The 25,959-nt window shown below is 59.5% G+C and carries 26 protein-coding genes and 1 tRNA gene; 18 read left to right on the top strand and 9 right to left on the bottom strand.

Going from position 1 to position 25,959, the window contains the following annotated elements:
- The first annotated feature begins 148 nt into the window (after nucleotides 1-148).
- The 3 genes from secA to bspF all read left to right on the top strand — a co-directional run bounded on the left by secA (nucleotide 149) and on the right by bspF (nucleotide 5,697).
- Nucleotides 149-2,866: a preprotein translocase subunit SecA gene (gene secA, locus C5750_RS14470; protein WP_105734558.1), complete on the top strand. Its 2,718-nt coding sequence runs from the start codon at nucleotides 149-151 to the stop codon at nucleotides 2,864-2,866.
- Nucleotides 2,867-3,001: 135 nt separating this feature from the next.
- On the top strand, nucleotides 3,002-4,414 hold the full coding sequence (locus C5750_RS14465) for a lipopolysaccharide biosynthesis protein (protein WP_105734651.1): 1,413 nt from the start codon (nucleotides 3,002-3,004) through the stop codon (nucleotides 4,412-4,414).
- Entirely contained in the window at nucleotides 4,414-5,697 is a 1,284-nt protein-coding gene (bspF, locus tag C5750_RS14460; protein ID WP_105734557.1) for a type IV secretion system effector crotonyl transferase BspF, read from the top strand. The genes C5750_RS14465 and bspF overlap by 1 nt, the downstream gene beginning before the upstream one ends.
- 18 nt (nucleotides 5,698-5,715) lie before the next feature.
- Here the strand turns inward: bspF and C5750_RS14455 are convergent, their stop codons facing one another.
- From C5750_RS14455 to C5750_RS14430, 6 genes are all read right to left on the bottom strand, one after another.
- Nucleotides 5,716-6,069, bottom strand: coding sequence for a CAP-Gly domain protein (locus C5750_RS14455; protein ID WP_105734556.1), 354 nt, complete (start codon nucleotides 6,067-6,069; stop codon nucleotides 5,716-5,718).
- A 48-nt stretch (nucleotides 6,070-6,117) separates the two neighbouring features.
- Complete coding sequence (locus C5750_RS14450) at nucleotides 6,118-6,354, bottom strand: BrnA antitoxin family protein (RefSeq protein ID WP_105734555.1); 237 nt, start codon at nucleotides 6,352-6,354, stop codon at nucleotides 6,118-6,120.
- Nucleotides 6,355-6,386: 32 nt separating this feature from the next.
- Entirely contained in the window at nucleotides 6,387-7,640 is a 1,254-nt protein-coding gene (locus tag C5750_RS14445) for an adenylate/guanylate cyclase domain-containing protein (protein ID WP_105734554.1), read from the bottom strand.
- A 198-nt stretch (nucleotides 7,641-7,838) separates the two neighbouring features.
- The gene (locus C5750_RS14440) at nucleotides 7,839-8,528 is read right to left on the bottom strand and encodes an alpha/beta hydrolase (protein ID WP_105734553.1); all 690 of its coding nucleotides are present in this window, start codon (nucleotides 8,526-8,528) and stop codon (nucleotides 7,839-7,841) included.
- Nucleotides 8,529-8,974: 446 nt separating this feature from the next.
- Nucleotides 8,975-9,250, bottom strand: coding sequence for a hypothetical protein (locus C5750_RS14435; protein WP_130502085.1), 276 nt, complete (start codon nucleotides 9,248-9,250; stop codon nucleotides 8,975-8,977).
- Nucleotides 9,251-9,946: 696 nt separating this feature from the next.
- Nucleotides 9,947-10,031: transfer RNA gene (locus C5750_RS14430), tRNA-Leu, on the bottom strand.
- Between the two features lie 283 nt (nucleotides 10,032-10,314).
- On the opposite strand from C5750_RS14430, the gene C5750_RS14425 reads away from it, so the two are divergent.
- Nucleotides 10,315-10,905 (top strand): YqaA family protein, encoded by a 591-nt coding sequence (locus C5750_RS14425; RefSeq protein WP_105734551.1) that lies wholly within the window; start codon nucleotides 10,315-10,317, stop codon nucleotides 10,903-10,905.
- Nucleotides 10,906-10,939: 34 nt separating this feature from the next.
- Nucleotides 10,940-11,446 carry a disulfide bond formation protein B gene (locus C5750_RS14420; protein WP_105734550.1) on the top strand — a complete coding sequence of 169 codons (507 nt, stop codon included), beginning with the start codon at nucleotides 10,940-10,942 and terminating at the stop codon, nucleotides 11,444-11,446.
- A 33-nt stretch (nucleotides 11,447-11,479) separates the two neighbouring features.
- Here the strand turns inward: C5750_RS14420 and C5750_RS14415 are convergent, their stop codons facing one another.
- Together C5750_RS14415 and C5750_RS14410 are read right to left on the bottom strand one after the other, a co-directional pair.
- On the bottom strand, nucleotides 11,480-12,037 hold the full coding sequence (locus C5750_RS14415) for an HNH endonuclease (protein ID WP_105734549.1): 558 nt from the start codon (nucleotides 12,035-12,037) through the stop codon (nucleotides 11,480-11,482).
- 109 nt (nucleotides 12,038-12,146) lie between these two features.
- On the bottom strand, nucleotides 12,147-12,791 hold the full coding sequence (locus tag C5750_RS14410) for a DNA-3-methyladenine glycosylase family protein (RefSeq protein WP_105734548.1): 645 nt from the start codon (nucleotides 12,789-12,791) through the stop codon (nucleotides 12,147-12,149).
- Between the two features lie 73 nt (nucleotides 12,792-12,864).
- On the opposite strand from C5750_RS14410, the gene gluQRS reads away from it, so the two are divergent.
- Nucleotides 12,865-13,740, top strand: coding sequence for a tRNA glutamyl-Q(34) synthetase GluQRS (gene gluQRS, locus C5750_RS14405; RefSeq protein WP_105734650.1), 876 nt, complete (start codon nucleotides 12,865-12,867; stop codon nucleotides 13,738-13,740).
- Between the two features lie 74 nt (nucleotides 13,741-13,814).
- Nucleotides 13,815-14,699: a DMT family transporter gene (locus C5750_RS14400; protein WP_105734547.1), complete on the top strand. Its 885-nt coding sequence runs from the start codon at nucleotides 13,815-13,817 to the stop codon at nucleotides 14,697-14,699.
- Here the strand turns inward: C5750_RS14400 and C5750_RS14395 are convergent.
- Entirely contained in the window at nucleotides 14,666-15,520 is an 855-nt protein-coding gene (locus C5750_RS14395; RefSeq protein WP_105734546.1) for a YihY/virulence factor BrkB family protein, read from the bottom strand. The genes C5750_RS14400 and C5750_RS14395 overlap by 34 nt on opposite strands.
- Nucleotides 15,521-15,621: 101 nt before the next feature.
- Between C5750_RS14395 and C5750_RS14390 the strand changes: the two genes are divergently transcribed.
- The 11 genes from C5750_RS14390 (at nucleotide 15,622) to C5750_RS14340 (ending at nucleotide 25,430) form a co-directional block, all read left to right on the top strand.
- Nucleotides 15,622-16,455, top strand: a complete 834-nt coding sequence (locus C5750_RS14390; protein ID WP_105734545.1) for an SDR family oxidoreductase — start codon at nucleotides 15,622-15,624, stop codon at nucleotides 16,453-16,455.
- A 28-nt stretch (nucleotides 16,456-16,483) separates the two neighbouring features.
- Nucleotides 16,484-16,681 carry a twin transmembrane helix small protein gene (locus tag C5750_RS14385; protein ID WP_105734544.1) on the top strand — a complete coding sequence of 66 codons (198 nt, stop codon included), beginning with the start codon at nucleotides 16,484-16,486 and terminating at the stop codon, nucleotides 16,679-16,681.
- Nucleotides 16,682-16,696: 15 nt separating this feature from the next.
- Nucleotides 16,697-17,278: a cob(I)yrinic acid a,c-diamide adenosyltransferase gene (locus C5750_RS14380; RefSeq protein ID WP_105734543.1), complete on the top strand. Its 582-nt coding sequence runs from the start codon at nucleotides 16,697-16,699 to the stop codon at nucleotides 17,276-17,278.
- 17 nt (nucleotides 17,279-17,295) lie between these two features.
- The gene (locus tag C5750_RS14375; RefSeq protein ID WP_105734542.1) at nucleotides 17,296-18,057 is read left to right on the top strand and encodes a rhomboid family intramembrane serine protease; all 762 of its coding nucleotides are present in this window, start codon (nucleotides 17,296-17,298) and stop codon (nucleotides 18,055-18,057) included.
- A 188-nt stretch (nucleotides 18,058-18,245) separates the two neighbouring features.
- Nucleotides 18,246-18,995: an electron transfer flavoprotein subunit beta/FixA family protein gene (locus tag C5750_RS14370; protein WP_105734541.1), complete on the top strand. Its 750-nt coding sequence runs from the start codon at nucleotides 18,246-18,248 to the stop codon at nucleotides 18,993-18,995.
- 21 nt (nucleotides 18,996-19,016) lie between these two features.
- Complete coding sequence (locus C5750_RS14365) at nucleotides 19,017-19,946, top strand: electron transfer flavoprotein subunit alpha/FixB family protein (protein WP_105734540.1); 930 nt, start codon at nucleotides 19,017-19,019, stop codon at nucleotides 19,944-19,946.
- A 100-nt stretch (nucleotides 19,947-20,046) separates the two neighbouring features.
- A complete protein-coding gene (locus C5750_RS14360; RefSeq protein WP_105734539.1) occupies nucleotides 20,047-20,928 on the top strand; it encodes a 3-hydroxybutyryl-CoA dehydrogenase in 882 nt (293 codons plus the stop codon).
- A 186-nt stretch (nucleotides 20,929-21,114) separates the two neighbouring features.
- On the top strand, nucleotides 21,115-22,155 hold the full coding sequence (locus C5750_RS14355; RefSeq protein ID WP_105734538.1) for a TerC family protein: 1,041 nt from the start codon (nucleotides 21,115-21,117) through the stop codon (nucleotides 22,153-22,155).
- A 21-nt stretch (nucleotides 22,156-22,176) separates the two neighbouring features.
- Nucleotides 22,177-22,815, top strand: coding sequence for an exopolysaccharide biosynthesis protein (locus C5750_RS14350; protein WP_105734537.1), 639 nt, complete (start codon nucleotides 22,177-22,179; stop codon nucleotides 22,813-22,815).
- Between the two features lie 2 nt (nucleotides 22,816-22,817).
- On the top strand, nucleotides 22,818-23,294 hold the full coding sequence (locus tag C5750_RS14345; RefSeq protein ID WP_105734536.1) for a YaiI/YqxD family protein: 477 nt from the start codon (nucleotides 22,818-22,820) through the stop codon (nucleotides 23,292-23,294).
- Between the two features lie 210 nt (nucleotides 23,295-23,504).
- Nucleotides 23,505-25,430, top strand: coding sequence for a DEAD/DEAH box helicase (locus C5750_RS14340; protein ID WP_105734535.1), 1,926 nt, complete (start codon nucleotides 23,505-23,507; stop codon nucleotides 25,428-25,430).
- The last annotated feature ends 529 nt before the right edge of the window (nucleotides 25,431-25,959 follow it).

Below are 25,959 nucleotides of genomic sequence, written 5' to 3'. Positions count from 1 at the left end.
GTCCATCGGCTTTGCGTCCAGATAGCTTGGCAACAGATAGGCTTATACATTTGACTCAGTGTCCGTATTGTATCAGGCATTCTCCATGCCGGGCTTCGGACCCTAAAAGCTAGGTTTTCCTAGCGAAACGAACAAGAGAGGACCAGGGATGGTCAGTTTCGGCGGCCTCGCCCGCAAGATTTTCGGCTCTTCCAATGAGCGTCGTGTCAAAGGCTTCAAGCCGCGCGTTGAACAGATCAATGCGCTCGAAGCTGAAATGTCGTCACTCACTGACGAAGAATTGAAGGCAAAGACGGTTGAATTCCGTGCAAGCCTTGCCAGCGGAACCAAGCTTGACGATCTGCTCGTGCCGGCCTTTGCGGTTGTGCGTGAAGCGGCCAAGCGCGTTCTGGGCATGCGCCCCTTTGACGTGCAGCTCATCGGCGGCATGGTCCTGCACGGTGGCGGCATCTCGGAAATGCGCACCGGCGAAGGCAAGACGCTGGTTGCAACTCTGCCGGTCTACCTCAATGCGCTTGAGGGCAAGGGCGTTCATGTCGTCACGGTCAACGACTATCTCGCCAGCCGCGACGCCCAGTGGATGGGCCAGCTCTACAACTTCCTCGGCCTCAGCTACGGCATCATTGTGCATGGCCTCGATGACGAAGAGCGCAGCGTCGCCTACGCCGCCGACATCACCTATGCGACCAACAACGAACTCGGCTTCGATTATCTGCGCGACAACATGAAATATGAACGCGCGCAGATGGTGCAGCGCGGTCATAACTACGCGATCGTCGACGAAGTGGACTCGATCCTGGTCGACGAAGCCCGCACACCGCTGATCATTTCCGGCCCGCTTGATGACCGTTCGGATTTCTACAATCTCATCGACACGTTCATTCTGCCGCTTGAGCCGGCCGACTATGAAATCGACGAGAAGCAGAAAACCGCGATCTTCACCGAAGAAGGCACGGAAAAGCTGGAAAACCTTCTGAAGGCTGCCGGCCATCTGAAGGGCGAAGGTCTCTACGACATCGAGAACGTTGCCGTGGTTCACCACGTCAACAATGCCCTGCGCGCCCACAAGCTGTTCCAGCGTGACAAGGACTATATCGTCCGCAATGACGAAATCGTCATTATCGATGAATTCACCGGCCGCATGATGCCGGGCCGCCGCTTCTCGGAAGGCCTGCACCAGGCGCTGGAAGCCAAGGAACATGTGACGATCCAGCCGGAAAACCAGACGCTGGCCTCGATCACCTTCCAGAACTATTTCCGCATGTACAAGAAGCTGGCCGGCATGACCGGCACGGCATCGACGGAAGCCGAGGAATTCGGCAATATCTACGGCCTCGAGGTCACGGAAATCCCGACCAACAATCCGGTCAAGCGTATTGACGAGGATGATGAGGTCTACCGGACGGTCGAGGAAAAATACAAGGCGATCGTTCGCGACATCCACGAAGCGCGCGCCAAGGGCCAGCCGGTTCTTGTCGGCACCACGTCGATCGAGAAATCGGAGCAGCTGGCCGAGCGCCTGCGCAAGGAAGGCTTCAAGGACTTCCAGGTCCTCAACGCCCGCTACCACGAGCAGGAAGCCTATATCGTCGCCCAGGCCGGTGTCCCCGGCGCCATCACCATTGCCACCAACATGGCTGGCCGCGGTACGGACATTCAGCTCGGCGGCAATTTCGAGATGCGTGTCAAGCATGAGCTTGCCGACATGCCCGAAGGCGAAGAACGCAAGTCCAAGGAAGCGGCCATCCGCGACGACATCGCCCGCCTGAAGGAAAAGGCGCTTGCCGCCGGCGGTCTCTACGTTCTGGCCACCGAGCGCCATGAAAGCCGCCGTATCGACAATCAGCTGCGCGGCCGTTCCGGCCGTCAGGGTGATCCGGGCCGGTCAAAATTCTTCCTGTCGCTGCAGGACGATCTCATGCGCATTTTCGGCTCCGAGCGCATGGACGGCATGCTGCAGAAGCTGGGCCTCAAGGAAGACGAAGCCATCGTCCATCCCTGGATCAACAAGGCCCTGGAAAAGGCGCAGAAGAAGGTCGAAGCCCGTAACTTCGACATCCGCAAGAACCTGCTGAAATATGACGACGTGATGAATGATCAGCGCAAGGTGATCTTCGAACAGCGTCTCGAGCTCATGGACGGGACGGATCTGAGCCAGACCACCGCGGAAATGCGCGAAGACGTGGTCGACGACCTCATCCAGCGCCACGCCCCGGAAGGCGCCTATGCCGAACAGTGGACCGTGAAGCAGTTGGACGAGGATGTGCGCACCATCCTCAACCTCGACCTGCCGGTCACTGAATGGGCGAACGAAGACAATATTGCCCCGGAAGATCTGCGCGAACGGCTGTTTGAAGCCGTTGAAAAAGCTGCTGGCGACCGTGCCGAGCGTTTCGGCCCTGAAATCATGGCCTATGTCGAGAAGTCGGTCATCCTGCAGACCATGGATGCGCTGTGGCGCGAGCATCTGGTCAATCTCGACCACCTGCGCTCGGTGGTCGGTTTCCGCGGCTATGCGCAGCGCGATCCGCTCAACGAGTACAAGACTGAAGGTTTTGAACTCTTCCAGACCATGCTGACCAATCTTCGCCAGAACGTGACGACGCAGCTGATGCGTGTCGAGATCGTTCGCGAGGCTGCCGAAGCACCGTCGCCGGAACTGCCGCCCATGGAAGTCCATCACTTTGACGGCCTGACCGGCGAAGATGATTTCGGTGATACGGCCGTGCTCGAGGACCTGCGCGTCGTGAGCCCGGAGGAACGCGATCCGAACAATCCGAAGACCTGGGGCAAGATCGGCCGCAACGAGGCCTGCCCCTGCGGATCGGGCAAAAAATACAAACATTGTCACGGCTCCTTCGCCTGACACCCGGACAAGGGCCGCGTTCAACGATGCGGCCCTTTGCTTTTTTCCAACCTGCAGCAACTCTCCGTCTGGCCGAACCGTTTTTAAACGTTTACGGACTATATGTCCTTGGAATGCCAACAGGTGGAGCTGCGCGTGCGATTTTCTGCGGTAACGACTGCAGACCGAATTTTACCGGAAAAGCTGTCACTGCGTCTTCGTCCCTGGTTGTCACGCCTGGATCAGTTGCTTGACGGCTCGAACGAACACGCCGTTGCCCAGCGCGTTTCGCTGATTGCCTTCCTCGTCCGCGTGATCAGCGCGGGCCTGGCGCTGATTTCCCAGGTGATCTTTGCCCGCTGGATGGGGCCCTTCGAATATGGCATCTTCGTTCTCGTCTGGGTGACGGTCGTCATCCTCGGGAACCTGTCCTGCCTTGGCTTCCAGACCACCGTCATCCGCTTCGTGCCGGAATATCTGGAGCGCAGGCAATATGACCTTTTGCGCGGGATTCTGTTCACCAGCAAGACATTCGCGGTCGGGATGACCACCTGCATTGCCCTGGCCGGCGCCGCACTCATCTACGCCTCGCGCGACCTGATCGAGACCTATTACGTCGCGCCATTCCTTGTCGGGCTGATATGCCTGCCCATGATTGCTCTCGGCGATACGCTTGACGGAACGGCGCGCTCGCGCTCCTGGGTGCTGGTTGCCCTCACCCCGACCTATATCATCCGTCCTGTCCTTACCCTCGTGGTCATGAGCATCGCCCATATCAGCGGCCTGGCGCCGACGGCCATGACGGCCCTCGGCTCCGCTGTTATTGCGACCTATGTGACATCGGTTCTGCAGTTCTTTGCCGTGCGCAAGCGTTTCAGCGGCGTCGTGCCGCCCGGCCCGCGCGCCATCCATTTCCGCGACTGGCTTGCAGTCTCCCTGCCGATTTTTCTGGTCGAGGGTTTCTTTTTTCTTTTGACCAATGCCGACGTGCTGATGGTCGGGCGTTACATGGACCCGGACAAGGTCGCCACCTACTACGCCACCGTCAAGCTGCTCGCCCTGGTGCATTTCGTCTACTTCTCGGTGAAAGCGGGTGCAGCCCAGCGCTACGCCGAGCTGATGCAGAATTTCGACCATGCCCGGCTTGAACAGTTCGCCCGGGACACGGCGCGCTGGACTTTCTGGCCGTCCCTGACCATGGCCATCATCCTGCTGGTTCTAGGCAAGCCGTTGCTATGGCTGTTCGGGGCGCAGTTCACCGACGGTTATCCGCTGCTGTTCATCATGGTGATCGGCGTGGTGGCGCGCGCTTCGGTCGGACCGGCCGAAAGTCTTTTGAACATGGCCGGCAAACAGAAAATCTGCGCCATCGTTTACGCCATCACTTTGGCCGTTAATATTTGCCTCAGCATTCTCATGATACCACTATACGGCCTCGCGGGCGCTGCCTGCGCCACGGCCGCCTCGATGGTGTTTGAAGCGCTTGTTCTGGCGTTGACCGTTTACAATCGTCTCAACATCACAATGTTTGTTTTCGCCGGCAGGAGCCCTGCCAAGGAAGAGATCTGATGGCTGCAATACCGCTACTCGAAGAACTGGCTGGCGGCCCGTCCTCGCAGATCATTTCGCAGCTCGCAGGCTTTGAATCGCGCGATGCCGCCAAGCAGATCGAGGAAACCCTGGGAAGCCGCGGCGTGCCGCGCAAGCTGTCGGTCTATTCCGCTTCCGCCGGATTTGATCTTTCCGAAGAGCTGGAATATCTCGCCTACCGGACCATCGAACCGAACGTCTTCTTCAATCCGCGTTTCCTTGCACCGGCCATGCCCCGCCTCGACGACCGTCAGGTGCGCTTCATGGTTGTGCGCGACGAGAATGACGTCAAGAGCCGCCTGCGCTTCCTGATGCCCTATACGGTCGAACGGCCCGGCTTCACCTTCTCCGCATCGATTCTGCGCGCCTGGGCCACGCCGTTCGGGCCGCAAGGCACCCCGCTGATCGACCGCGATGATCCCGTCGGCGTCCTCAACGATCTCTTCGATATGCTCGCGCGCAAGCATCTCAAGTTTCCGGACGTTCTGGTCCTGCCCGATCTTCTGCTGAACCGTCCCGTCGCCCAGCTGTTCCGGGCGGTCGCACTTGACCGCAACCTGCCCACGACCACCATCGGCACCGTGGAACGGCCATTTCTGGAGAGCACGCAGGACGGTGAGGTCTATCTGCGTGAAGCGCTGGGAACGCGGCACGCCAAAGAATACAGGCGGCTGTGGCGGCGCCTGTCGGAACAGGGCAAACTGACCTACACGGTCAGCCGTACCGAGGACGACATCCGCGCGCGGCTGGAGGATTTCCTCGCCGTGGAAGCCAGCGGCTGGAAAGGCCAGCGCGGTTCGGCCATGGCGGTCGACCGGTTCCGCGCGGCATTTGCCCGCGAAGCCGTCAACAATCTCGCGGGCCGCGATCTCGCCCGCATTCACACGCTTGAGCTGGACGGCCGGACGATTGCCGTTCTGGTGGTCTTTGTCGAGGCCGGACAGGCATGGACGTGGAAAACCGCCTATGATGAAAGTCTTGCCGCCTATTCGCCGGGCGCTCTCCTGATGATCGAGATGCTGAAGAACCATCTGGACGATCCGAACATCCAACGCACGGATTCCTGCGCCGTTCCCGACCATCCCATCGCATCCCGCCTGTTTCAGGAGCGCGAAAGCGTCGGCACGCTGGTGATCGGCCTCACCCCGGCATCGGACCGGGCGGCCCGGCAGGCCGCCTCGCAGATCCATCTTTACCGGCGCACCCAGAACATCGCGCGCATCGTCCGCGAACGTTTGCGCGGATTGACCGGCCGGAAATGATGCAAGCCTGCGCGAGGCTTACACCTTTTCCTTCTTTTTCACCGGTGCAGGCTTTTCCGGCTCGACCGGCGCATCCGGCTTGGGGGCCAGCAGCTTGCGCAGGGAACCGATCTTGTCCTTGACCAGCGGACGGAAGCGCGTCGCGCGATAGGGCATGTCAGCCGCGCCATAGCCCTCCGGGCCATCATCATTGCCGCGGTGGATTTCCTCCACCTTGATGCCGACAAACTCACCATCGACATAGTGCTTGTACATGCCGACCCAGCGCACCGTGTAAATCTGACCCTTGCGGATCAGCTGATCGATGCTGACATTCTTGAATTTGTCATCAATGCAAACGACCTTCTGGCCAATGTAAAAATCATTCATCATCACACCTTGATATCCGGTTTGGCAAATGGCGTGTACCGCGTGCCGGTTTCAGGTTTTCTTTTGAACGGCAGCCCTCAAGACATCATTGATGCGATCCTGCCATCCGGGGCCGTCCGCCTGAAAATGCTCCAGCACGGCGCGATCGATCCGGATGGAAACGAGCTCCTTGGCATGGGGCACGGCCGGTGTCTCACGCACAGGGAGAACAATTTTTTTGGCAACCGGCTTGAACAGTGCTTCGGCGGCTGCCATCGGGTTTACCGGCCGGCGCGGGGGATTGGCCATGTGAATTCTCCTCGTTATGTCCAATCACCACGTCAGGCTGGAATCTCAGCCACAGTAAGGCAATCGCCGGAGAAGGCAAAGACATCAATGGGCTCATCGAGCCCGCGAAGCGTATAGGAGCCGAGATTCTCCATATTGCATTCAACCCCGGCCAGATCGACGAAGGCCTTTGACAAAAGAACCGGCCGGTGGACCTGTTTGGTCAGGCTTTCCAGCCGGGAGGCAATGTTCACGGCGGGCCCAATGACAGTAAAGTCCAGCCGCTTGCGTGAGCCTATATTGCCGTACATGACATCGCCGACGTGAACGCCAATGCCATACCCCAGCGGTTTGCGGCCTTCCTTGATATGGTTGGCATTCAACGCGGTCATGGCCGCCTGCGCCTCGGCGATGGCATGCAGCAGATCGCTGCAGGCTTTGGGGTTGCTCAGCGGGAAGATGGCCAGGAGGCCATCGCCCATGAATTTGAGGATTTCGCCGCCGTATTTTTCAATGGGTTCGGACATCGCATCGAAATAGCCGTTGAGCAGCTCGATGACATTGTCGCGCGGCCAGGCATCCGAGATGGCGGTGAAATCGCGCAGATCGCAGATCAGGATCGCTGCGCCCACGGTCACGCCGCTGCCGCGGGTGGTGGCACCGGCAAGAATCTGCTCGCTCGCATGCGGTCCGACATAGGTTTCCAGCAGCGTGCGGGCGAAACGGTTCTTGAGCCTGATCTCGCTGACCAGGGCCAGGGCCGGCAGCAGATCCGCCAGAACAGCCATATGGCCGTCGCTGAAGCCGCCCGGCCGGTCCGTGGCGAAGGTCACCACATGCCGCTTGCCAAGGGTGTGTTCCAGTGGCCAGGCGACGTAATCCGTCAGCCCCTCGGCGCGCAGCTCGCCCACCACCGAATATTCCGGTCCGGCGTCACTCGTCTCGTCAAAATGCAGCCGGACTTCGTCGGCCCCTTCGGAAATGTCGTTGAGCGGACTGTTGAGATATTCGGCAGTCTGCTCCGCGCCATACTCGAATGTGCGGATTTCCGCCTCAGCGGCACCGCGCCTCCACAGGATGCGGGCGCCGCGCCATTGCGGGTGCTGTATCCTCAGGTGGAGCGACACCCGGGCAACGGGCACCCCCGCATCCACAAGCCGTTCACCCATCTCGACCAGGATATTGTCGATGAAACGCTGGTTGCGCGTCTCGATCATCAGCCAGTCAAGCAGTTCGCTGCGTTGGGCCGGCCATACGCCGCCGCCCGTACCGGGCGAGGCCACTTTCAAATTTACCAAAGATTGCATTGCAACACCCCGTCATGATCACGTCTGCACACGACCTGGAATGAAGGCACCATGGCAAGGCTGCCAGATCGGAACGTCAAGGCTTATGTGGTTCGTCTATGCATGGATTATAAGGGGTTAGAACAGCCATGCATAGAATGCAAAAAAGCCCCCGCATTCCCACGGGGATGCGAAGGCTCCCGGGCATGAGAATACCGGCTATTGATAGGTGGCAGCTTCGTTGATGAAGGCCGCAACCTCGACCGGCTTCGACGCCAGCGATGCATGGCTTGCCTTGAGCGTGATCACCTTCTTTGCACCGAGACGGCCGGACATCCACTCCTGGTTGGCGGGATGAATCATGTGGTCGTCGCTCGAAATCTGGTACCAGCTGTGCTTCGCCTTCCACGCCGGATTGGTGATCTCGTTGCCGAACGTGCTGGCGAGCGGCGCCTTCTGGGTCACGCCCATCACCAGCCCCTCATCCGCCGTCAGGTCCTGGCAGAAACTTTCATGGAACTTGTCCTGCTTGACCCAGAGATAGCCATCGCTGTCGGGGGCGAGATTGGCGGCAGCGAGCGGCGGATTCTTCTGGGTGATCCCGCCGGGGCTCTCGCCGGCATCCGGCGCAAAGGCGGCGATATAGACCAGACCTGCCACATTCGGATGGTTGCCGGCTTCCGTAATGACAGCCCCGCCATAGGAATGGCCCACCAGCAGCACCGGACCTCTTTCCTGCGCGATCATCTTGCGGGTGCGCTCGGCATCATCAGCCAGGGACGTCAACGGCAATTCAACTGCTTTCAGCGATGTATGGCCAAGCCGCTTCAGTTCTACAATGACTTTGCTCCAGTGGGCGGCCCCACCCCAAAATCCATGCACGAGAATGATTGTCGGAGTCTGTGTCATCAGCGTTCTCCCTTGATTCAAAAAGCAATCAAAAATGGCACGCCGAGCCAAAGTTCAACGTCCGGTCGACGCCTGCTGACCTAACCATATTCCGCCGGGTGCAACAATTCCGTGACGCTTCACTTTGTATTTATGTCGATGAAGCGGCGGGACGCAGACATGCCATGTCAGTGATTTTGACCATGAGACTTATCCTCTGCTCCGGTCAATCTACAGAACCGGAGCAGCCATATGTGCTATTTTTGAGGGATCAATACTGACAGGAGGAAATAGGCAATGGCCGCAGTTATGACGGCGACCACCATGATGGTGGGATACCCGTAACCAACGCGACCCATGATGTTCCCGGCCCCTGAACCAATGCCTGCCCCTGCAGAAGCTATTAGTCGTCTTTTTGTTTCGGTTGACACGTTGAGAACCGCCACCTGCCAGCGCATTGTCGTTATCTATCTACGCCATATCCAATTAAGAACGACACCGGCGCAGCAGCCCACCAGGACGCCTGCTGCGATGCCAATCATCAGATTATGAAAAATGAAGGATGCGCTTAAGCTGCCCGCCAGTGCACCTACGCCCCCACCAATTCCATCGATTACACGATTTTGTTTCTCGTTATCCCTTTTCTCGACGGGTGGTTCCTGCATGCAATACCCTTCGATTGTCCCGGCTGCTTCTTTCAACGGATGGATAATCGTTGGAACAACCATCGCCGGACTGATCACTTTTTCATCATGTCAATTTGAAATATCATTGATAATGTAAAACAAATCGCGAGTGACATAGATGTTATGATAAGAATATCACTAATAGACATACTCGGATTCCAGATAAAAATACAAAGTGCACATGTAGCTAAAAGTGAATTTAAAATCGATTTTACCATATAATAAATATTGGAATAATGTGGCAATCTTTTAAAATACTGTAAATACAATCCGGACATAACGCATAGAGGCAACATGATTATCTTAAATATTATTGTTTGCCACGTTCCGCCAAATAGTAATATTAACAAAATATAGCAAATAATACTCGCCGCCTCGCAGGTTATTTTCACGACGTTGAATTTCATATCAAGCCCGATGAATTTCAATCAACTGAACCTTTCGGGTAAAGCCGGAAGGTGTTCAGCCACCTTTACCCATGTTTGCTGCAACACCCTCGCGCGGGCTGATACTATATGTCCCTGGGTATGAAGAAATATGATGCGGCCACTCAAGATAACCACGGAAATCGCACGTTTTCTATGCGTATGACTACGTATGGCCTGCTATCGAAATTCGTTCGTCAGCCTCATGGAATTCAGGCAAACAACCCTTGCTCGTAGGAAAGCAGATGCACGGCTTATGCTGGAGCAAACCGAGGCTTCCAAAAGCCCAGCTCAAAAGCGCGGTAAAAACAATAGGTGATTTTTGGGATGGTGCCCCCTGCCGGAATCGAACCAGCACTCCTCTCGGAACCTGATTTTGAGTCAGGCGCGTCTACCAATTCCGCCAAGGGGGCGCACAATGTGCAGCGGCCGCGGGCGAACCACAGCCGTCAAAGCCAAATACAGGCAGTCCCCACGCCGGTCAACTCCATTCCAGCACTTTCTGCCGGGATAACATCTCTGTGTGTTGCGAAGGCCGGCACCGCCCGCTACAGCCGGATTTGCAGCCTTGGAAAGCCCGGCCGCAGCATGTCAGATTGCCAACCGCACACAAATTCCACAGAAACGATTCCGTTTTTCCCGGTCATGGGGTAAGGATCGCCAGCTTTATCGAACCGACACCCACAGGAATCACCCATGCTGCGAAGACTTTATGATTGGACAATGTCACTGGCCGCGCGCAAATCGGCTGAGGTCTGGCTGGCGTTCATTGCCTTTGTCGAAAGTTCGGTCTTCGTCGTTCCCGCTGACGTGCTCTACCTGCCCATGGCGCTGGCCCGGCCTGAACGCGCCTATCGCTATGCCCTCGTCGCCACGATCTTTTCGGTACTGGGCGGCATCGCCGGATGGTTTCTCGGCCACTACGCCTATGAAGCCCTGGCCAAGCCCGTGCTCGAATTCTACGGCAAGCTCGATGCCTTCGAGCAGATGCGCGGATCGACCAGCGCCGACATGATCCTCCTGCTGCTGATCACATCGGGCCTGGCGCACCTGCCGCCGATGAAGATCGTAACGATCCTGTCCGGCGCGGCCAACGTGAACATCTGGCTGTTCATCGTTTCCGCCGTGATCACGCGCGGCGCCCGCTTCTTCTTTCTCGCCTGGCTGTTGCGCCGTTACGGCGAGCCGATCCGCCATTTCATCGAAAAGCGTCTTGGCCTGATCGCCGCGGCGGCCGCCGCCGTTCTGATCCTGCTTTACGCCATACTGCACTATTACAGCTCCTGAACGATTCAACCCGAATGAGGATGTCAGACCCATCATGACGACGACCCGCCCTTCGCCGCATCTCAAGACAGCTGTTTTCCTGCTCCTTGCCATGATCGTCACCGTGGGCTCGGCGCTTGGTTTCCAGTATATCGGCGGCTATCTGCCGTGCAAATTGTGCCTGGAACAGCGCTTTCCCTATTATGCGGGCATACCGCTGATGGCACTGGCCGTGCTTGCGTCGGCGTTTCGCTGGCCCGCTGCGCTTACACGCACACTTCTGGCGCTCGGCGGCATCCTGATGCTGATCGGGCTGGGCCTTGCGGTGTTCCACGCCGGTGTCGAATGGAAGTTCTGGCCGGGACCGACCGATTGCACGGCGGTTAGCATGTCGATCACCACCAATGCCGGCAATCTCTTGAATGACATGAATGCGATCCATCCGCCCGCATGCGATACAGCGGCCCTGCGCGTTCTTGGCCTGTCCTTCGCCGGCTGGAATGCGATTGCCAGCCTGATCCTCGCGCTCATCGCTTTTCGCGGTGCAAAAAAGGCGGCCTGAAGCCGCCTTTGCAAACCATCCGGAACTGGGGTCTTATGGCTCCAGTTCGACATCCCAGTAGAGATAATCCATCCAGCTTTCATGCAGATGGTTCGGCGGGAACAGCCTGCCATTGTTGTGCAGATCATGCACCGTCGGCGCATAGGGCTTCTGCCGCGGCCACATCTTGGCTTTGTCCGGCATCAACCCGCCCTTGCGCAGATTGCAGGGTGAACAGGCCGCAACGACATTTTCCCAGATCGTGGCGCCACCGGCGCAGCGCGGAACCACGTGATCGAAGGTCAGATCATCCTCCGACCCGCAATACTGGCATTCGAACCGGTCGCGCAGGAAAACATTGAATCGCGTAAAGGCAGGGGTGCGCGATGGCTTGATATAGGTTTTGAGGGAAACGACGCTCGGTACCCGCATTGCGAACGAGGGAGAGGAAACCTCATGCTCGTATTCGGCAACGATATTCACACGGTCAAGAAAGACCGCCTTGATCGCGTCCTGCCAGGACCACAGCGACAAGGGATAATAACTGAGCGGACGATAGTCCGCATTGAGTACCAGGGCCGGTAACCCGTCCGGCGAGACGGCTATTGTCAAGGAATCACCTCCTAGTCCAACCATCAGGCCCTATTATTGTAAGCTTGAGGTGACAGGAATGTGAAGCGGCATTGCATCGCAGGCTGCGAAAAACGCCGTTATTTCAGCTTCATCCAACCGGTGTGCCATCCCGGCCACGGGTTGCGGCGTAATAAGCCCAGAAAAGCCGGGCTGCGACACCCCTCCACGGCGACCAGCGCTCCGCCAAAAGGCGCAGGGATTTCGAATCAGGTTTCACTGATTCGGCATAGGCATGGGCATAGGCGTGCTGCAGGGCAACGTCGCCCGACGGGAAGACATCCGCATGTCCGGCCGAAAACAGGAGATAGACCTCTGCGGTCCACGGACCGATCCCCTTCACATTGGTCATCACAGCCATGGCCTCGTCGACCGGCCGGTCGCACAGGTCGAAGAGGTCCAGTTCCCGGGCGATGATCGCTTCGCTGATCCGGGCGAGCGTCGCCTGCTTGGCGCGCGACAGGCCCGCCAGGCGCCAGGCCTCCTCTCCTGCCCTCATATAATTTTCCGGGGTCAGCGGATCGACGTGCTGGATCAGCCGCTTCCAGATCGAATCGGCGCTGGCCTTCGATACCTGCTGCGAGACGATGACCGAGGCGAGGCTCGCAAAACCGGGCGCCTGCCGCCGCAGCGGCAAGGGCCCGGCCCGCTCGGCAATGGCCGCCAGTTCGGGGTGCGCCGCAAGGAGGGCCGTCAGCCCTTCCGCAACATCATCAAGCGTGTCTATTCTGCGCATGGAACCGTTCACTTTTCATCTCAAGACAAACACCGTATCAATCGACAAGGTCCTCACGCAAGAATCCCAGTTCATGACTGTCCCGGTTTTCCGCTTTGCTCCCAGTCCCAATGGCCATCTGCATCTCGGCCATGCCTATTCCGCCCTGCTCAACCGGCAGATGGCGCGGGCGTCAGGCGGGCGGCTTCTGCTGCGCATGGAGGATATCGACCGCGAGCGCTGCACACCCGAACTTGAAACCGCCATGCAGGAGGATTTGCACTGGCTGGGGCTTGACTGGGAAACGCCGGTGCGCCGCCAGTCCGAGCATTTCGGCGTCTACCGCGATGTGCTCGACCGCCTGATCCGCATGGACCTCGTATACCCCGCCTTCCTTAGCCGCGGCGACATCAAACGGGAAATGCAGAAGGCCACCGCCAAGGGGCTGATATGGCCGCACGATCCGGATGGCGCGGCGCTTTATCCGGCAATCGACCGTACGATTTCCAAACGGGAGCGCCAGCGGCGGATGGACGGCGGACAGCCATTTTCATGGCGGCTCCACATGGACCGCGCGCTTGAACAGGCGGGGGAGCCGCTGTTCTGGCACGAAACCGCGGATGGCGGGTCTGATATCGCAGCCCGGCCACAGGATTGGGGCGATGTCATCATCGCCCGCAAGGACATGCCGACCAGCTATCACCTCTCCGTCGTCATCGATGATGCGCTGCAGGGCATCAGCCATGTGGTGCGCGGCAGGGATCTGTTTCATGCCACCGGCATCCACCGCCTTCTGCAGCATATTCTCGGGCTGCAACCGCCGGTCTATAACCATCACAGGTTGATCCTCGATCACGACGGCCAAAAGCTGTCCAAAAGCCGCCGGGATACCTCGCTGCGTTCCCTGCGTGCGGCAGGGATGACCCGCGACGGCGTCGTCAGCCTGGTCGGATTGACGCCACAACCTTAAAACAACATCTGGCTGCAAGACCGGTGTTCGTATAAACCTGCATCACAACTCGTCCCGTGATCCGGTCACCCATCATGCCCGTCCGTTACTTTCCCGCCCTGTTCGTCCTCCTGTGGGCCACCGGCTTCATCGGCGCCCGCTATGCCATGCCTTATATGGAACCGTTCCTGTTCCTCACCGTCCGGTTCGCCATTGCCGCGGCCATTCTCGGCACATGGGTCGTCGTGGCCGGCAACCATTGGCCGAGCGGGCGCGGCGCCATGCACGCCATCATCGCCGGCTGCCTGATCCACGGTGTCTATCTCGGCGCCGTGTTCTGGGCCATTCATCGCGGCCTGCCTGCGGGCATGTCGGCACTGGTGGTCGGCCTGCAGCCGCTGATCACGGCACTGATTGCCGGAGTGGTTCTCGGCGAGAAAATCCAGCCGCGTCACTGGGCCGGACTGGCGGTCGGCTTTATCGGCGTCGCCATGGTGCTCTGGCCCAAACTGTCGATTGCCGCCGATGGCATCACGCCGGCAACGGTCGGCGCGTCGATCCTTTCGGTCCTCGCCATCAGCGCCGGAACCGTTTGGCAGAAACGCTTTGTCGGCACCATTGACCTGAAGGCCGGCACAACCCTGCAATATATCGGCGCCGGGGTGCTGACCGGTCTCTTTTCGCTGCTGTTCGAGACCCACACGGTGATCTGGGCCGCGCCTCTCGGCTTCGCGCTGTTCTGGCTGGTCTTCGTGCTGTCGATCGGCGCGGTGCTGCTGCTGATGGTGCTGATCAATCAGGGCGCCGTGTCGAAGGTTGCTTCGCTGTTCTATCTCGTGCCCGGCGTGACCGCGCTGATGGCCTATATGCTTTTCGGCGAAACGCTGACACTGTTCCAGCTGTGCGGCATGGTGGTGGCAACGCTTGGCGTCGCGCTGTCAACCGGTCAGAAGCGCTTGGCGACCCTGCCCTCGCGGTAGTGGATGATGGCGGCATTGACCTCGGCACCGATGATGAAAATCGCGGCGATGATATAGAGGAAGACGATCGCCGCCATGATCGAGGCCAGCCCCGCATAGGTCGACACGTAGGATGCGAACGTCTCGAGATAGCTCGCGAAAATCGATGCACCAACGATCCATGCCAGCAGGGTCACGAGGATGCCCGGCAGGATATCGATGAGTTTGCGCCGTCCCGCCGGCAGCCATAGATGCGCCACCAGCAACCCGACGATCAGCACGGCTGAGGCAATGCAGTAGCGCCAGAAGCCGATGGTACCGGACAGAACGTCAAGCTCGGGAACCCATTTGCTGGCGATGCGCACCGCCAGCGGCGCCAGCACCAGGAGAAAACTGATGGCCATGATGCCGATGGTAGCCACAATCACGTAGCCGAGGCTCTGCAAACGGCAATAGATGATCGAACGTGTATCCACCACCCGGTAGGCACGGTTGAGCGCGATGCGCAGCGCTTCGATGCCGTTGGAGGCAAAGTAGGCGGCGGCGATCACGCTGATGGTCAGAAGTCCGCCGCGCTGGACGTTGAGAACATTGCGCACCTCCTGCGCGATCGGCCGGGCGATGACCTCCGGCCAGGTGTCGAACACCACATGCACCGCCGTATCGGTAAAGGCGCTGGCACCGAGAAAGCTGGCAAGGGAAGTGGCGAAAATCAGGAAGGGAAACAGCGCCAGGATGCCCGAAAGCGCCACGTGGCTGGCCAGAGCCCAGCCGTCATCCGTGCTGAAATGCCTCAATGTATCGAAGGTCACCCGCCGGAGAAAAACATATACTCTACGCATCGAAAATGGTTTGCCCCTTTGGCTCGTGACATTGCAAGGCACAGGCGAATATGTGAAGTCTTTTTTTGATGTCCCGTTCGGTTTGCAGCAATCGGAAAAGAATGACCAGTTCCAGAACGATTTTGATCACAGGATGTTCCAGCGGCATCGGCGCGCACTGCGCCCGCGCGCTCAAGGCGGATGGCTGGCAGGTCTTTGCAACCGCGCGGCGAAACGAAGATATCGCCGCCCTGAAAGCCGATGGCCTGTCCGCCCATTATCTCGATTATCGCGAGCCGGATTCCATCAAGGCGCTGGTTGACGATGTGCTTGCCGCGACCGGCGGCACGCTCGATGCGCTTTACAACAATGGCGCCTACGCGCTGCCGGGTGCCGTGGAAGACCTGCCGATCGAAGGCTTGCGCGAACAATTCGATGCCAATTTCTTCGGCTGGCATGAACTGACCCGGCACATCGTCCCCGTCATGCGCCGCCAGGGCCACGGGCGGATCGTGCATTGCTCGTCAATTCTCGGGCTCGTGCCGATGAAATGGCGCGGTGCCTATGTCGCGTCGAAATTCGCGCTGGAAGGCCTGATGCTGGTCCAGCGCATGGAACTTGAAGGCTCTGGCATTCATGTCTCCCTGATCGAGCCGGGACCGATTGCCTCGCGCTTCACCCATAATGCGCTGCAGCAGATCGGGAAATATATCGACGTCGAGAACTCGGTGCATCGCGCCGACTACCAGAAGCAGATCGCCCGCCTGTCGCAGGGCGGCACCAAGTCCCGTTCCAAGCTTGGCCCGGAAGCGGTCTATACCGTGCTGAAGGACGCGCTGGAAAACCCACGTCCCAAACCGCATTACCTCGTCACGCGACCCGCGAAATTTGCGGTTTTTGCCCGCAGATTTCTGTCATCGCGTGCGCTATACCGCATGCTTGCCGGCCAGTCCTGAAAGCGCTCCGGCTAGAAAAGGAAAAACCATGGATATCATCTTCAAGTTCCTGGCAGTCGTTGCCATTGCCGCCGTCACCGTCGTGCTTCTGATCGGCCTGCGCAACATGATGAAGGGCGGCGATGCCAATTTTTCCAACAAGATGATGCAGCTGCGCATTTTCCTGCAACTGGTGGCGATCATTCTCATCGTCGGCGCGATTTACTTTCACCGCGCCGCCAGCTGATCGCGGGGGTAGGCCATGGTCAAGCTCAACAGGATTTACACGAAGACCGGCGATGACGGCACCACCGGGCTCGGCAGCGGCGAGCGCCGCCTCAAGCATGACCTGCGCGTCGAAGCCTATGGCACGGTCGACGAAGCCAATGCCTGCGTGGGGCTGGCGCGGCTGCATACGGTGGAGGAGTTTCCGGAAATCGACGCGATGCTCGCTCGCATCCAGAACGATCTCTTTGATCTCGGCGCTGATCTGGCCACGCCCGATACCGGTGAAAAGCTGGAATACGAGCCGCTGCGCATCATTGACAGCCAGGTTGCACGCATCGAAGCGGACATCGATCGCCTGAACCAAAAACTTGCGCCGCTGCGCTCCTTCGTCCTGCCGGGCGGATCGGCAGCCTCCGCTGCCCTGCATCTGGCGCGCACCGTGGCAAGGCGTGCCGAACGGCACATGGTGGCGCTGGCGCAAAGGCCGGATGAGGCCGTCACACCAGCCGCGCTCAAATACATCAACCGCGTTTCCGATTTTCTCTTCGTCGCAGCACGGGCCGTCAATGACAACGGCGCGAAGGACGTGTTATGGGTGCCCGGTAAGAACCGCTGAACGGGGGAACGGCGCCGATGTTCATTCCACTCTACGACGCCAACAGCCTCAAATACATCAAGCTGCAATATGTCACCCTGGCGCTGATCGCGCTCAACCTGCTGATCTTCGGCCTGACGAGCCTTGCCGGTGCGGACGCAAAGACCGCCTCCATCGGCTTCGGTTACATCCCGTCCGTGGCACACCACATGTCAGTCCTGCCGCCGCAATATGATTTCGTGCCGCCCGCTTTCACCTATGTCACCTATGCCTTCCTCCATGCCGATATCTTCCACCTGGGTGGCAACATGCTGTTCCTCTGGGTCTTCGGCGACAATGTCGAAGACGCCATGGGCCATATCAAGTTCCTGATTTTCTACCTGCTCTGTGCCGCCGCCGGCGCCTTCCTGCACGGGACGCTCGACCCGTCTTCCGAAGGGCCGCTGATCGGCGCATCCGCCGCCATTGCCGGCGTGATCACCGCCTATCTGATGCTGCATCCGCGTGTGCGGGTCTGGGTGCTGGCTTTCGGCCGGATACCCCTGCGCATCCCCGCGCTCTATCCGCTCGTCCTCTGGATCGGGCTCCAGTTCGTGATGCTCGTCACCCATGGCGAAGACCGCATTTCCTGGGCCGGCCATGTCGGCGGTATCATTGCCGGCGCCCTGCTCCTTGTCCCGTTCAAACGCCGCAGCGTGCCGCTGTTTGACCGGGCGATTGTCTCGCCGCGCGCCGTTATCGTCGACAAGCAGCCGCCGCAAACACCACCCGAACCGCCCTCACCCCCGTGGGGCCGCTGAACGCGCAAGTTTCAATCGTTTAAGATCGGATAAGCGCAATCTCAATGATTGACCTTTACGTTACTCATATTTACGGTCCCGCACGACGTCAGCGTGTCGTTTTTTTTACCTCAATGTCGGCATCCGGCAAGCGGGTGCCATTGCCCGGCAGTTAAATCTGTCTGCAGTTCTTATGAGAGGGAGTCCCCATGAAAGTCCTCGTACCGGTAAAGCGGGTAGTCGATTACAATGTGAAGATCAGGGTTAAGGGCGACGGTTCGGGCGTTGAGCTTGCCAACGTGAAGATGTCGATGAACCCGTTCGACGAAATCGCGGTCGAGGAAGCCTTGCGCCTGAAAGAGGCTGGCAAGGTCGAGGAAGTGGTCGTTGTCTCCATCGGACCTGCGCAGGCGCAGGAAACCATCCGCACGGCGCTCGCCATGGGTGCCGACCGCGGCATTCTGGTCAAGGTCGACGACATCGTCGAGCCGCTTGCCGTAGCCAAGATCCTCAAGGGCATTGTCGAAGCAGAACAGCCGCAGCTGGTCATTCTCGGCAAGCAGGCCATCGACGACGACGCCAACCAGACCGGCCAGATGCTGTCCGCTTTGCTCGGCTGGAGCCAGGGCACTTTCGCCTCGAAGGTCGAGCTCGGCGGTGATGCCGCCAAGGTTACGCGCGAAGTCGACGGTGGTCTGCAGACCATCGAAATCAAGCTGCCGGCCATCGTCACGACGGACCTGCGCCTCAACCAGCCGCGCTACGCTTCCCTGCCGAACATCATGAAGGCAAAGAAGAAGCCGCTGGATGAAAAGACCGCAGCCGATTACGGCGTCGACACCAAGCCGCGCCTCAAGGTCCTGAAGACCGAGGAGCCGGGCGGCCGCAAGGCGGGTGTCAAGGTCAAGGACGTTGCCGAACTCGTCAGCAAGCTGAAGAACGAAGCCGGCGTTCTCTAAGGATCAGGAAAGGAATTTACCATGGCTATTCTTCTTTTTGCCGAACACGATAACGAGACCCTTTCCGACCAGACCGCCAAGGCGCTCACCGCAGCGCTCGCCATCGGTTCCGACGTGCATGTCCTGGTTGCCGGCAAAGGCGCCAAGGGCGTTGCCGACCAGGCCGCCAAGCTTGCCGGTGTCAAGAAAGTCCTGCTTGCCGACAGCGACGATCTGGCCAACCGCCTGGCGGAAGCCACCGCGGCGCTGATCGTTTCGATCGCCGGCAATTATGACACGATCATTGCCGCTGCAACCACCAACGGCAAGAACATCCTGCCGCGCGTGGCTGCCCTGCTCGACGTCATGCAGGTGTCTGATATCATCGAGGTCATCGCGCCCGATACGTTCAAGCGTCCGATCTATGCGGGCAATGCCCTGCAGACCGTCCAGGCGACCGATGCCAAGCGTGTCATCACCGTGCGCACCGCCACCTTTGCGGCGGCCGGCGAAGGCGGTTTGGCTCCCGTCGAGACGGTCTCGGCTGCTGCCAATCCGGGCCTGTCCACCTTCATCGAAGCCAAGCTGTCCGGCGGCGACCGTCCGGAACTGACCTCGGCCAAGATCATCATCTCCGGCGGCCGTGCCCTCGGCTCCAATGAGAAGTTCAAGGAAGTCATCCTTCCCGTGGCCGACAAGCTCGGCGCTGCGGTTGGTGCTTCGCGCGCCGCCGTCGATGCGGGCTATGCACCAAATGACTGGCAGGTCGGCCAGACGGGCAAGGTGGTTGCCCCTGATCTCTACATCGCCGTCGGCATCTCCGGCGCGATCCAGCATCTGGCCGGCATGAAGGACTCCAAGGTCATCGTTGCCATCAACAAGGACGAGGAAGCACCGATTTTCCAGGTTGCCGATTACGGCCTGGTCGGCGATCTCTTCGTCATCCTGCCGGAACTCGAAAAAGCGCTTTGAATTTCATCGCAAGATTGAAATGAATCTGCATGGCCGGGGTAGACGAACGCTACCCCGGCCATTTAGTTTGGTGCTGCAAAGAAAAGAAACGGATGGAAACATGGCTGGCTCGATCAAAACTGTAGGCATTGTTGGCGCGGGACAAATGGGCGGAGGCATTGCTCACGTCTGTGCACTGGCCGGATATGATGTTTTGATCCATGACCAGTCCGCCGACCAGCTGGAAAAGGCCATCGCCACCGTCAACGGCAACATGGCCCGGCAGGTTTCCCACGGCAAGCTTGAGGAAGCCGAGCGCGTCAAGGGCATGTCACGCATCCGCCCGGCCCTGCGCATGGAAGACCTCGCCGGTGTCGATCTGGCCATCGAGGCGGCAACGGAAGATGAGACGGTCAAACGCAAGATTTTTGCCCAGCTCTGCCCCAATCTCAATCCGGAAGCGATTCTTGCAACCAATACCTCCTCCATCTCGATCACGCGGCTTGCCGCCACCACGGACCGGCCGGAACGCTTCATCGGCATCCACTTCATGAATCCCGTTCCGGTGATGAAACTGGTCGAACTGATCCGCGGCATCGCCACGGAAAACGTCACCTTCGAGATCGCGCGCGAATTCGTCACCAGCCTCGACAAGACGCTGACAGTTTCCGAAGATTTCCCGGCCTTCATCGTCAACCGCATCCTGCTGCCGATGATCAACGAAGCCATCTACGTGCTCTATGAGGGTGTGGGCTCGGTCGAAGCCATCGATACGGCGATGAAACTGGGCGCCAATCACCCGATGGGCCCGTTGCAGCTTGCCGATTTCATCGGCCTCGACACCTGCCTGTCGATCATGCAGGTGTTGCATGACGGCCTGGCGGATTCGAAATACCGCCCCTGCCCGCTGCTGGTCAAATATGTCGAAGCCGGCTGGCTGGGACGCAAGGCCGGGCGCGGCTTCTACGACTATCGCGGCGAGAACCCGGTTCCGACCCGCTGACGGGGGCAAGAGGCCGTTCGATCCGGCGGCCGCAGATTATTTATTTCCGTCAAACCCTTGCATTGATCCCTGCCCCTCCCCAATTGAGGCAGAATTGCAGCACCGGGCCCCTCTGGCGAGAGTTACCGGCTCTCTCGTGATGTCGGAGCTGTAATCTGGAACCGATGCCGGCGGATCATTTTTCACATGGAGCTTCTGTTTGTTGATGCCATGGGCAAGCCCCTATGGATGTGGCTTGGCTTTTTTGCCCTTGTTCTTGTTCTTCTCGTCCTTGATCTGGGCGTTCTCAACCGAAAAAATCACGATATAGGCATGCGCCAGAGCCTTTTGCTCTCGGCGTTCTACATCAGTCTCGGCGTCGCCTTCGGCGGCTTCATCTGGTGGGAGCTGGGCAGCGAGTCCGGCATGCAGTACCTCACCGGCTTCGTTGTCGAGAAGAGCCTGGCGATGGACAATATTTTCGTCATCGCCATGATTTTTGGCTATTTCGCCATTCCCAAGCAATATCAGCACCGGGTGCTCGTCTACGGTATTCTCGGCGTTGTCATCCTTCGCGGCATCATGATCGCGGCGGGTGCGGCCATTGTCGAACAATATGAGTGGGTCCTCTATCTCTTTGCCGCGTTCCTGATCATCACCGGCATCCGCATGCTGATGGCCGGCGACGACGAGTTCGATGTCTCGGCCAATCCGGTCTTCAAGTTCATGCGCAAGCGCTTTCGCGTTACCGAGGAACTGCACGGCCAGAAATTCATGATCCGGCGCACCGACCCGCACACGGGCAAGTCGAAGACCTGGATTACCCCGCTGCTCCTTGCACTCGTCATGGTGGAGCTGGCGGATGTGATCTTCGCGGTGGATTCCATCCCGGCGATTTTTGCCATCACCACCGATCCCTATATCGTCTTCACCTCGAATATCTTCGCGATCCTTGGCCTGCGGGCGCTGTATTTCGCCCTTGCAAGCCTCATCCATCGCTTCGTCTACCTGAAATATGCGCTGTCTCTCGTGCTTGTGTTCATTGGCGGAAAGATTTTCGTGGCCGACGCTTTGGGACTGGCTAAGATACCGCCGATGTGGTCACTCTCGATCACGCTCGGCATCCTTGCGGCCGGTATTTTCAGCTCTCTCTGGAAAACCCGCAACGACGAACCGCACACTGAACCAACGATGGATGGAAAGGCCGCTGCGGCCCCGTCTGTCGCCGAGACAACAACGAAAGCATAGTTGCATCGATGGAGGACCTGTATGAACGCTGACGGAAAACCGTATCCCTGGGACCCTTCGGGTGACCCCGCAGAACGGCGCCTGTCCAGCATTCTGGTCCAGATCGGCGAAACGGATGCGGACAGGGTGTCGTTTGACGATATCCTGTCCGCGCTTTCCGAACGCAGCTTTGGCGCGCTGCTGATCCTGTTTGCGGCGCTCAACCTGGTGCCGCTGCCGCCGGGGTCTTCGACGATCTTCGGCATTCCCCTCATCCTTCTGTCCCTGCAAATGCTGATCGGCCTGGAAAATCCGTGGTTTCCGGCCTTCCTGCGCAGGAAGTCCCTCAGCACGGCAACCTACCGCCGTTTTGTCGGAAAACTCGAGCCGCTGCTCATCCGCTTCGAACGGCTGGCCCGCCCGCGCTATTGGCTGCTGCCGCAAATCATCATGGAGCGGATCGTCAGCGTGGCCGCGCTGGTCATGGCGCTCATCGTCGTTCTCCCCGTCCCGCTGATCAACCAGCTGCCTGCGCTCAGCATTATCCTGCTCAGCATTGGCCTTGGCGAACAGGATGGCGTATGGCTTGGCACCGGCTTCCTGGTGGCTGCACTCGCCATCGGCTTTGCCATCGGCCTGGCCGCTTCCGTCGGCCTTGCCGCCCTTCACATCTTCGGTTGAGCATGAACGAGCAGAAAACCATCGCCATCTATGTCGACGCCGACGCCTGTCCGGTGAAAGCCGAGATCTACCGCGTTGCCGAACGCTACGGCGTCAAGGTCTATGTCGTCGCCAACGCCTTCATGGCCATTCCGCGCGATCCGATGATCGAGCGCGTCATCGTCAGTGACGGTTTCGACGCTGCCGATGACTGGATCGCTGAACGGGTATCGCGCGGCGACGTGGTGGTGACCGCCGACATTCCGCTGGCCAGCCGCTGCGTGAAGGCCGGCGCCGATGCGATCTCGCCGACGGGCCGCGCTTTCACCGAGGCCTCCATCGGCAACACGCTGGCCACGCGCAACCTGATGGACGAACTGCGCTCGGCCGGCCAGATCACGGGCGGCCCGCGGCCGTTTTCGCCCAAAGACCGCTCCAGCTTCCTGTCAGCGCTGGACCTTGCCATCGTCCGCCTGAAACGGGCAGGGTTTGCTGTCTGACATCGTTTGGGCGCAGGCGGGATACGTCATTGCCGGGCCTACCCACAACGAATTTGCAAGGCTCCCCTGCACCGGCTTCCCACGCCCTGCCATTGACGAAATGAGCGATAACCTCTACGAGAGCGCAACAAAGCTATATGCGTGCCGCTCGTGCCCCAACATATGCCGAGCCGAAAACACCAGCCCAAACACGTACTTGAAAGTTCATTAATGACTATTTTCGATTCTATCGCCCCGGCGCTGTCCGGTGCATTGGCGGCCCGTGGTTACGAGACCCTGACGCCTGTGCAGACAGCCGTACTTGCTCCGGAAGCGAACGGCGCGGACCTTCTCGTCTCCGCCCAGACCGGCTCCGGCAAGACAGTTGCCTTCGGTATTGCCATTGCGCCGACGCTGCTTGAAGGCGAAGACCGTTTCACCTCCATCGGCGCACCCTACGCGCTGGTGATTGCCCCGACCCGCGAGCTTGCCCTGCAGGTGCGCCGCGAGCTGGAATGGCTCTATGAGAAGACCGGCGCCCGCATTGCCTCCTGCGTCGGCGGCATGGACATGACCAAGGAGCGCCGCGCATTGCAGGGCGGTGCCCATATCGTTGTCGGCACGCCCGGCCGTCTGCGCGACCATATCACCCGCGGCTCGCTCGACATGACCGAACTGCGCGCCGTGGTGCTCGACGAAGCCGATGAAATGCTCGACCTCGGTTTTCGCGAAGACCTCGAATTCATCCTCGGCGAAGCGCCGAAGGACCGCCGCACGCTGATGTTCTCGGCCACGGTGCCAAAACCCATTGCCCAGCTGGCAAAGCAGTTCCAGAACGATGCCGTGCGCATCACCGCAACCAGCGAAAAGTCCCAGCACAGCGATATTGAATATCACATCATGCCGGTAGCGCCGCGTGAGCGCGAAAATGCGATCATCAATGCGCTGCTGTTTTACGATGCCCAGAACACCATCGTGTTCGGTGCGACGCGCGAAGCGGTCAAGCATCTGACCAGCCGCCTGTCCAATCGCGGCTTTTCCGTTGTTTCGCTCTCCGGCGAACTCAGCCAGGCCGAACGCACCAATGCGCTGCAGGCCATGCGTGACGGCCGTGCCCGCGTCTGCGTGGCCACCGACGTCGCCGCACGCGGTATTGACCTGCCCAATCTCGATCTCGTCATCCATGCCGACCTGCCGACCAATCCGGACACGCTGCTGCATCGCAGCGGCCGCACGGGCCGCGCGGGCCGCAAGGGCATCTGCGTGCTGATCGTGCCGGCTTCACGCCGCCGTTCGGCCGAGCGGCTGCTGCAGATGGCAAAGCTCAGCACCACGATGGTGCCGCCGCCGGACGCCGCTGCCATCAACAAGCGCAACCACGACCGCATCCTCAATGACCCGTCGCTGACCGAAGTGATGACAGAGGAGGAAGGCGAACATGTGCGCGAGCTTCTCGGCCTGCATTCCGCCGAGCAGATTGCCGCCGCCTATCTGCGCCAGCAGATGGCCGCACGCCCTGCACCGGAAGAGCTGTCGAACACACCGGCCCACGTTCTCGAGCCCATTCGCAAGGGCAGCTATGACGACCGGCCCGGCCGGGGTGACCGCGCCGAGCGCGCGCCGCGTTCTGACCGTTTCGAACAATTCGAAAGCGGCGCCTGGTTCTCGCTCAGCGTCGGCCGCAAGCAGCGCGCCGAACCGCGCTGGCTGCTGCCGCTGATCTGCAAGGCCGGTGACATCACCAAGACCGATGTCGGCTCGATCAAGATTCTCGAAACCGAAACCCGCTTCGAGATCACCGCGAGCAAGGCCGACGCATTTATGGCCCGCATCAAGCAGTACGGCACCGGCGAAAAGGGCGTGAACATCACCCGCAGCGAGGCTGCGGGCTTTTCTTCCCCGCGCAGCGATTTCAAGCCGAAGAAAAACTTTGGCGAGAAGCGCGAATGGGATGACCGCAAGCCGCCGCGCGACCGTGACGACAAGCCACGATCCGACTGGGCGGCCAAGCCCGCCAAGGCCAAGCCGGAAGGCTGGACCGCGGAAAAGCCGGAAAAGGTCAAGAAGCCCAAGGAGCGCAAGCCCGGCGATCCCTCCGGTTTCGACAAGTACAAGGCCAAGAAGGCCCGCAAGGCCGCTGCCGGTCAGGCGGAATAATCCGGTCTCTTGATTCTTAACATAAAAACCCGCCGCGGATGAAAATCCCGGCGGGTTTTGTTTTTTGGCAAGAATATTGCCACACCCCCCTCTGTCCTGCCGGACATCTCCCCCACAAGGGGGGAGATCAGCTGTCATTGCTGTTTCAGCCAGTCTTCAACATTGAAAACAACGCAAAAGCGTTCATGCCGATGTGATCTCCCCCCTTGTGGGGGAGATGGGCGGCAGCCCAGAGGGGGGTGAAATGTCATTTGGATAAAACTTATCCACGTTCTCCCAACCTCGCTTATTCTCATTCCTGTCCTTTCCGGCGGGAATGCTTCCGGAAACTTTCGAAAGTCGGGAAAGGGCCGGCGCTTCAGCTTCACGGGGAGGAAAACCTGTCGGGCCGGAGAGGTTCAGTCCAATCATCCACTATTGGGCAAAACCGATGCCGGGCGGGTGGTCCAGGGGATCGCAACAACCGCAACACCAACCAAAGACTCCCGCGCTCCCGATGGACCGCCCGTCTTTCCCACATTCTCAACAG

It is taken from the genome of Phyllobacterium myrsinacearum (assembly GCF_002980555.1).
Lineage (GTDB): Bacteria > Pseudomonadota > Alphaproteobacteria > Rhizobiales > Rhizobiaceae > Phyllobacterium > Phyllobacterium myrsinacearum.
The sequence above is the reverse complement of the archived record's forward strand: the minus strand, read 5'-3'. Positions and strand labels throughout refer to the sequence as shown.

Bases quoted from the DNA above. Each gene is read 5' to 3' on its own strand.
- C5750_RS14395 (WP_105734546.1), bottom strand. From the start codon at position 15,520: ATGCGTAGAGTATATGTTTTTCTCCGGCGGGTGACCTTCGATACATTG.
- C5750_RS14370 (WP_105734541.1), top strand. From the start codon at position 18,246: ATGAAAGTCCTCGTACCGGTAAAGCGGGTAGTCGATTACAATGTGAAG.
- C5750_RS14390 (WP_105734545.1), top strand. From the start codon at position 15,622: ATGACCAGTTCCAGAACGATTTTGATCACAGGATGTTCCAGCGGCATC.
- C5750_RS14455 (WP_105734556.1), bottom strand. From the start codon at position 6,069: ATGATGAATGATTTTTACATTGGCCAGAAGGTCGTTTGCATTGATGAC.
- C5750_RS14360 (WP_105734539.1), top strand. From the start codon at position 20,047: ATGGCTGGCTCGATCAAAACTGTAGGCATTGTTGGCGCGGGACAAATG.
- C5750_RS14400 (WP_105734547.1), top strand. From the start codon at position 13,815: ATGCCCGTCCGTTACTTTCCCGCCCTGTTCGTCCTCCTGTGGGCCACC.
- C5750_RS14355 (WP_105734538.1), top strand. From the start codon at position 21,115: ATGGAGCTTCTGTTTGTTGATGCCATGGGCAAGCCCCTATGGATGTGG.
- C5750_RS14445 (WP_105734554.1), bottom strand. From the start codon at position 7,640: ATGCAATCTTTGGTAAATTTGAAAGTGGCCTCGCCCGGTACGGGCGGC.
- C5750_RS14425 (WP_105734551.1), top strand. From the start codon at position 10,315: ATGCTGCGAAGACTTTATGATTGGACAATGTCACTGGCCGCGCGCAAA.
- C5750_RS14375 (WP_105734542.1), top strand. From the start codon at position 17,296: ATGTTCATTCCACTCTACGACGCCAACAGCCTCAAATACATCAAGCTG.
- C5750_RS14340 (WP_105734535.1), top strand. From the start codon at position 23,505: ATGACTATTTTCGATTCTATCGCCCCGGCGCTGTCCGGTGCATTGGCG.
- C5750_RS14350 (WP_105734537.1), top strand. From the start codon at position 22,177: ATGAACGCTGACGGAAAACCGTATCCCTGGGACCCTTCGGGTGACCCC.
- secA (WP_105734558.1), top strand. From the start codon at position 149: ATGGTCAGTTTCGGCGGCCTCGCCCGCAAGATTTTCGGCTCTTCCAAT.
- C5750_RS14420 (WP_105734550.1), top strand. From the start codon at position 10,940: ATGACGACGACCCGCCCTTCGCCGCATCTCAAGACAGCTGTTTTCCTG.
- C5750_RS14410 (WP_105734548.1), bottom strand. From the start codon at position 12,791: ATGCGCAGAATAGACACGCTTGATGATGTTGCGGAAGGGCTGACGGCC.
- bspF (WP_105734557.1), top strand. From the start codon at position 4,414: ATGGCTGCAATACCGCTACTCGAAGAACTGGCTGGCGGCCCGTCCTCG.
- C5750_RS14365 (WP_105734540.1), top strand. From the start codon at position 19,017: ATGGCTATTCTTCTTTTTGCCGAACACGATAACGAGACCCTTTCCGAC.
- C5750_RS14380 (WP_105734543.1), top strand. From the start codon at position 16,697: ATGGTCAAGCTCAACAGGATTTACACGAAGACCGGCGATGACGGCACC.
- C5750_RS14385 (WP_105734544.1), top strand. From the start codon at position 16,484: ATGGATATCATCTTCAAGTTCCTGGCAGTCGTTGCCATTGCCGCCGTC.
- gluQRS (WP_105734650.1), top strand. From the start codon at position 12,865: ATGACTGTCCCGGTTTTCCGCTTTGCTCCCAGTCCCAATGGCCATCTG.
- C5750_RS14450 (WP_105734555.1), bottom strand. From the start codon at position 6,354: ATGGCCAATCCCCCGCGCCGGCCGGTAAACCCGATGGCAGCCGCCGAA.
- C5750_RS14345 (WP_105734536.1), top strand. From the start codon at position 22,818: ATGAACGAGCAGAAAACCATCGCCATCTATGTCGACGCCGACGCCTGT.
- C5750_RS14440 (WP_105734553.1), bottom strand. From the start codon at position 8,528: ATGACACAGACTCCGACAATCATTCTCGTGCATGGATTTTGGGGTGGG.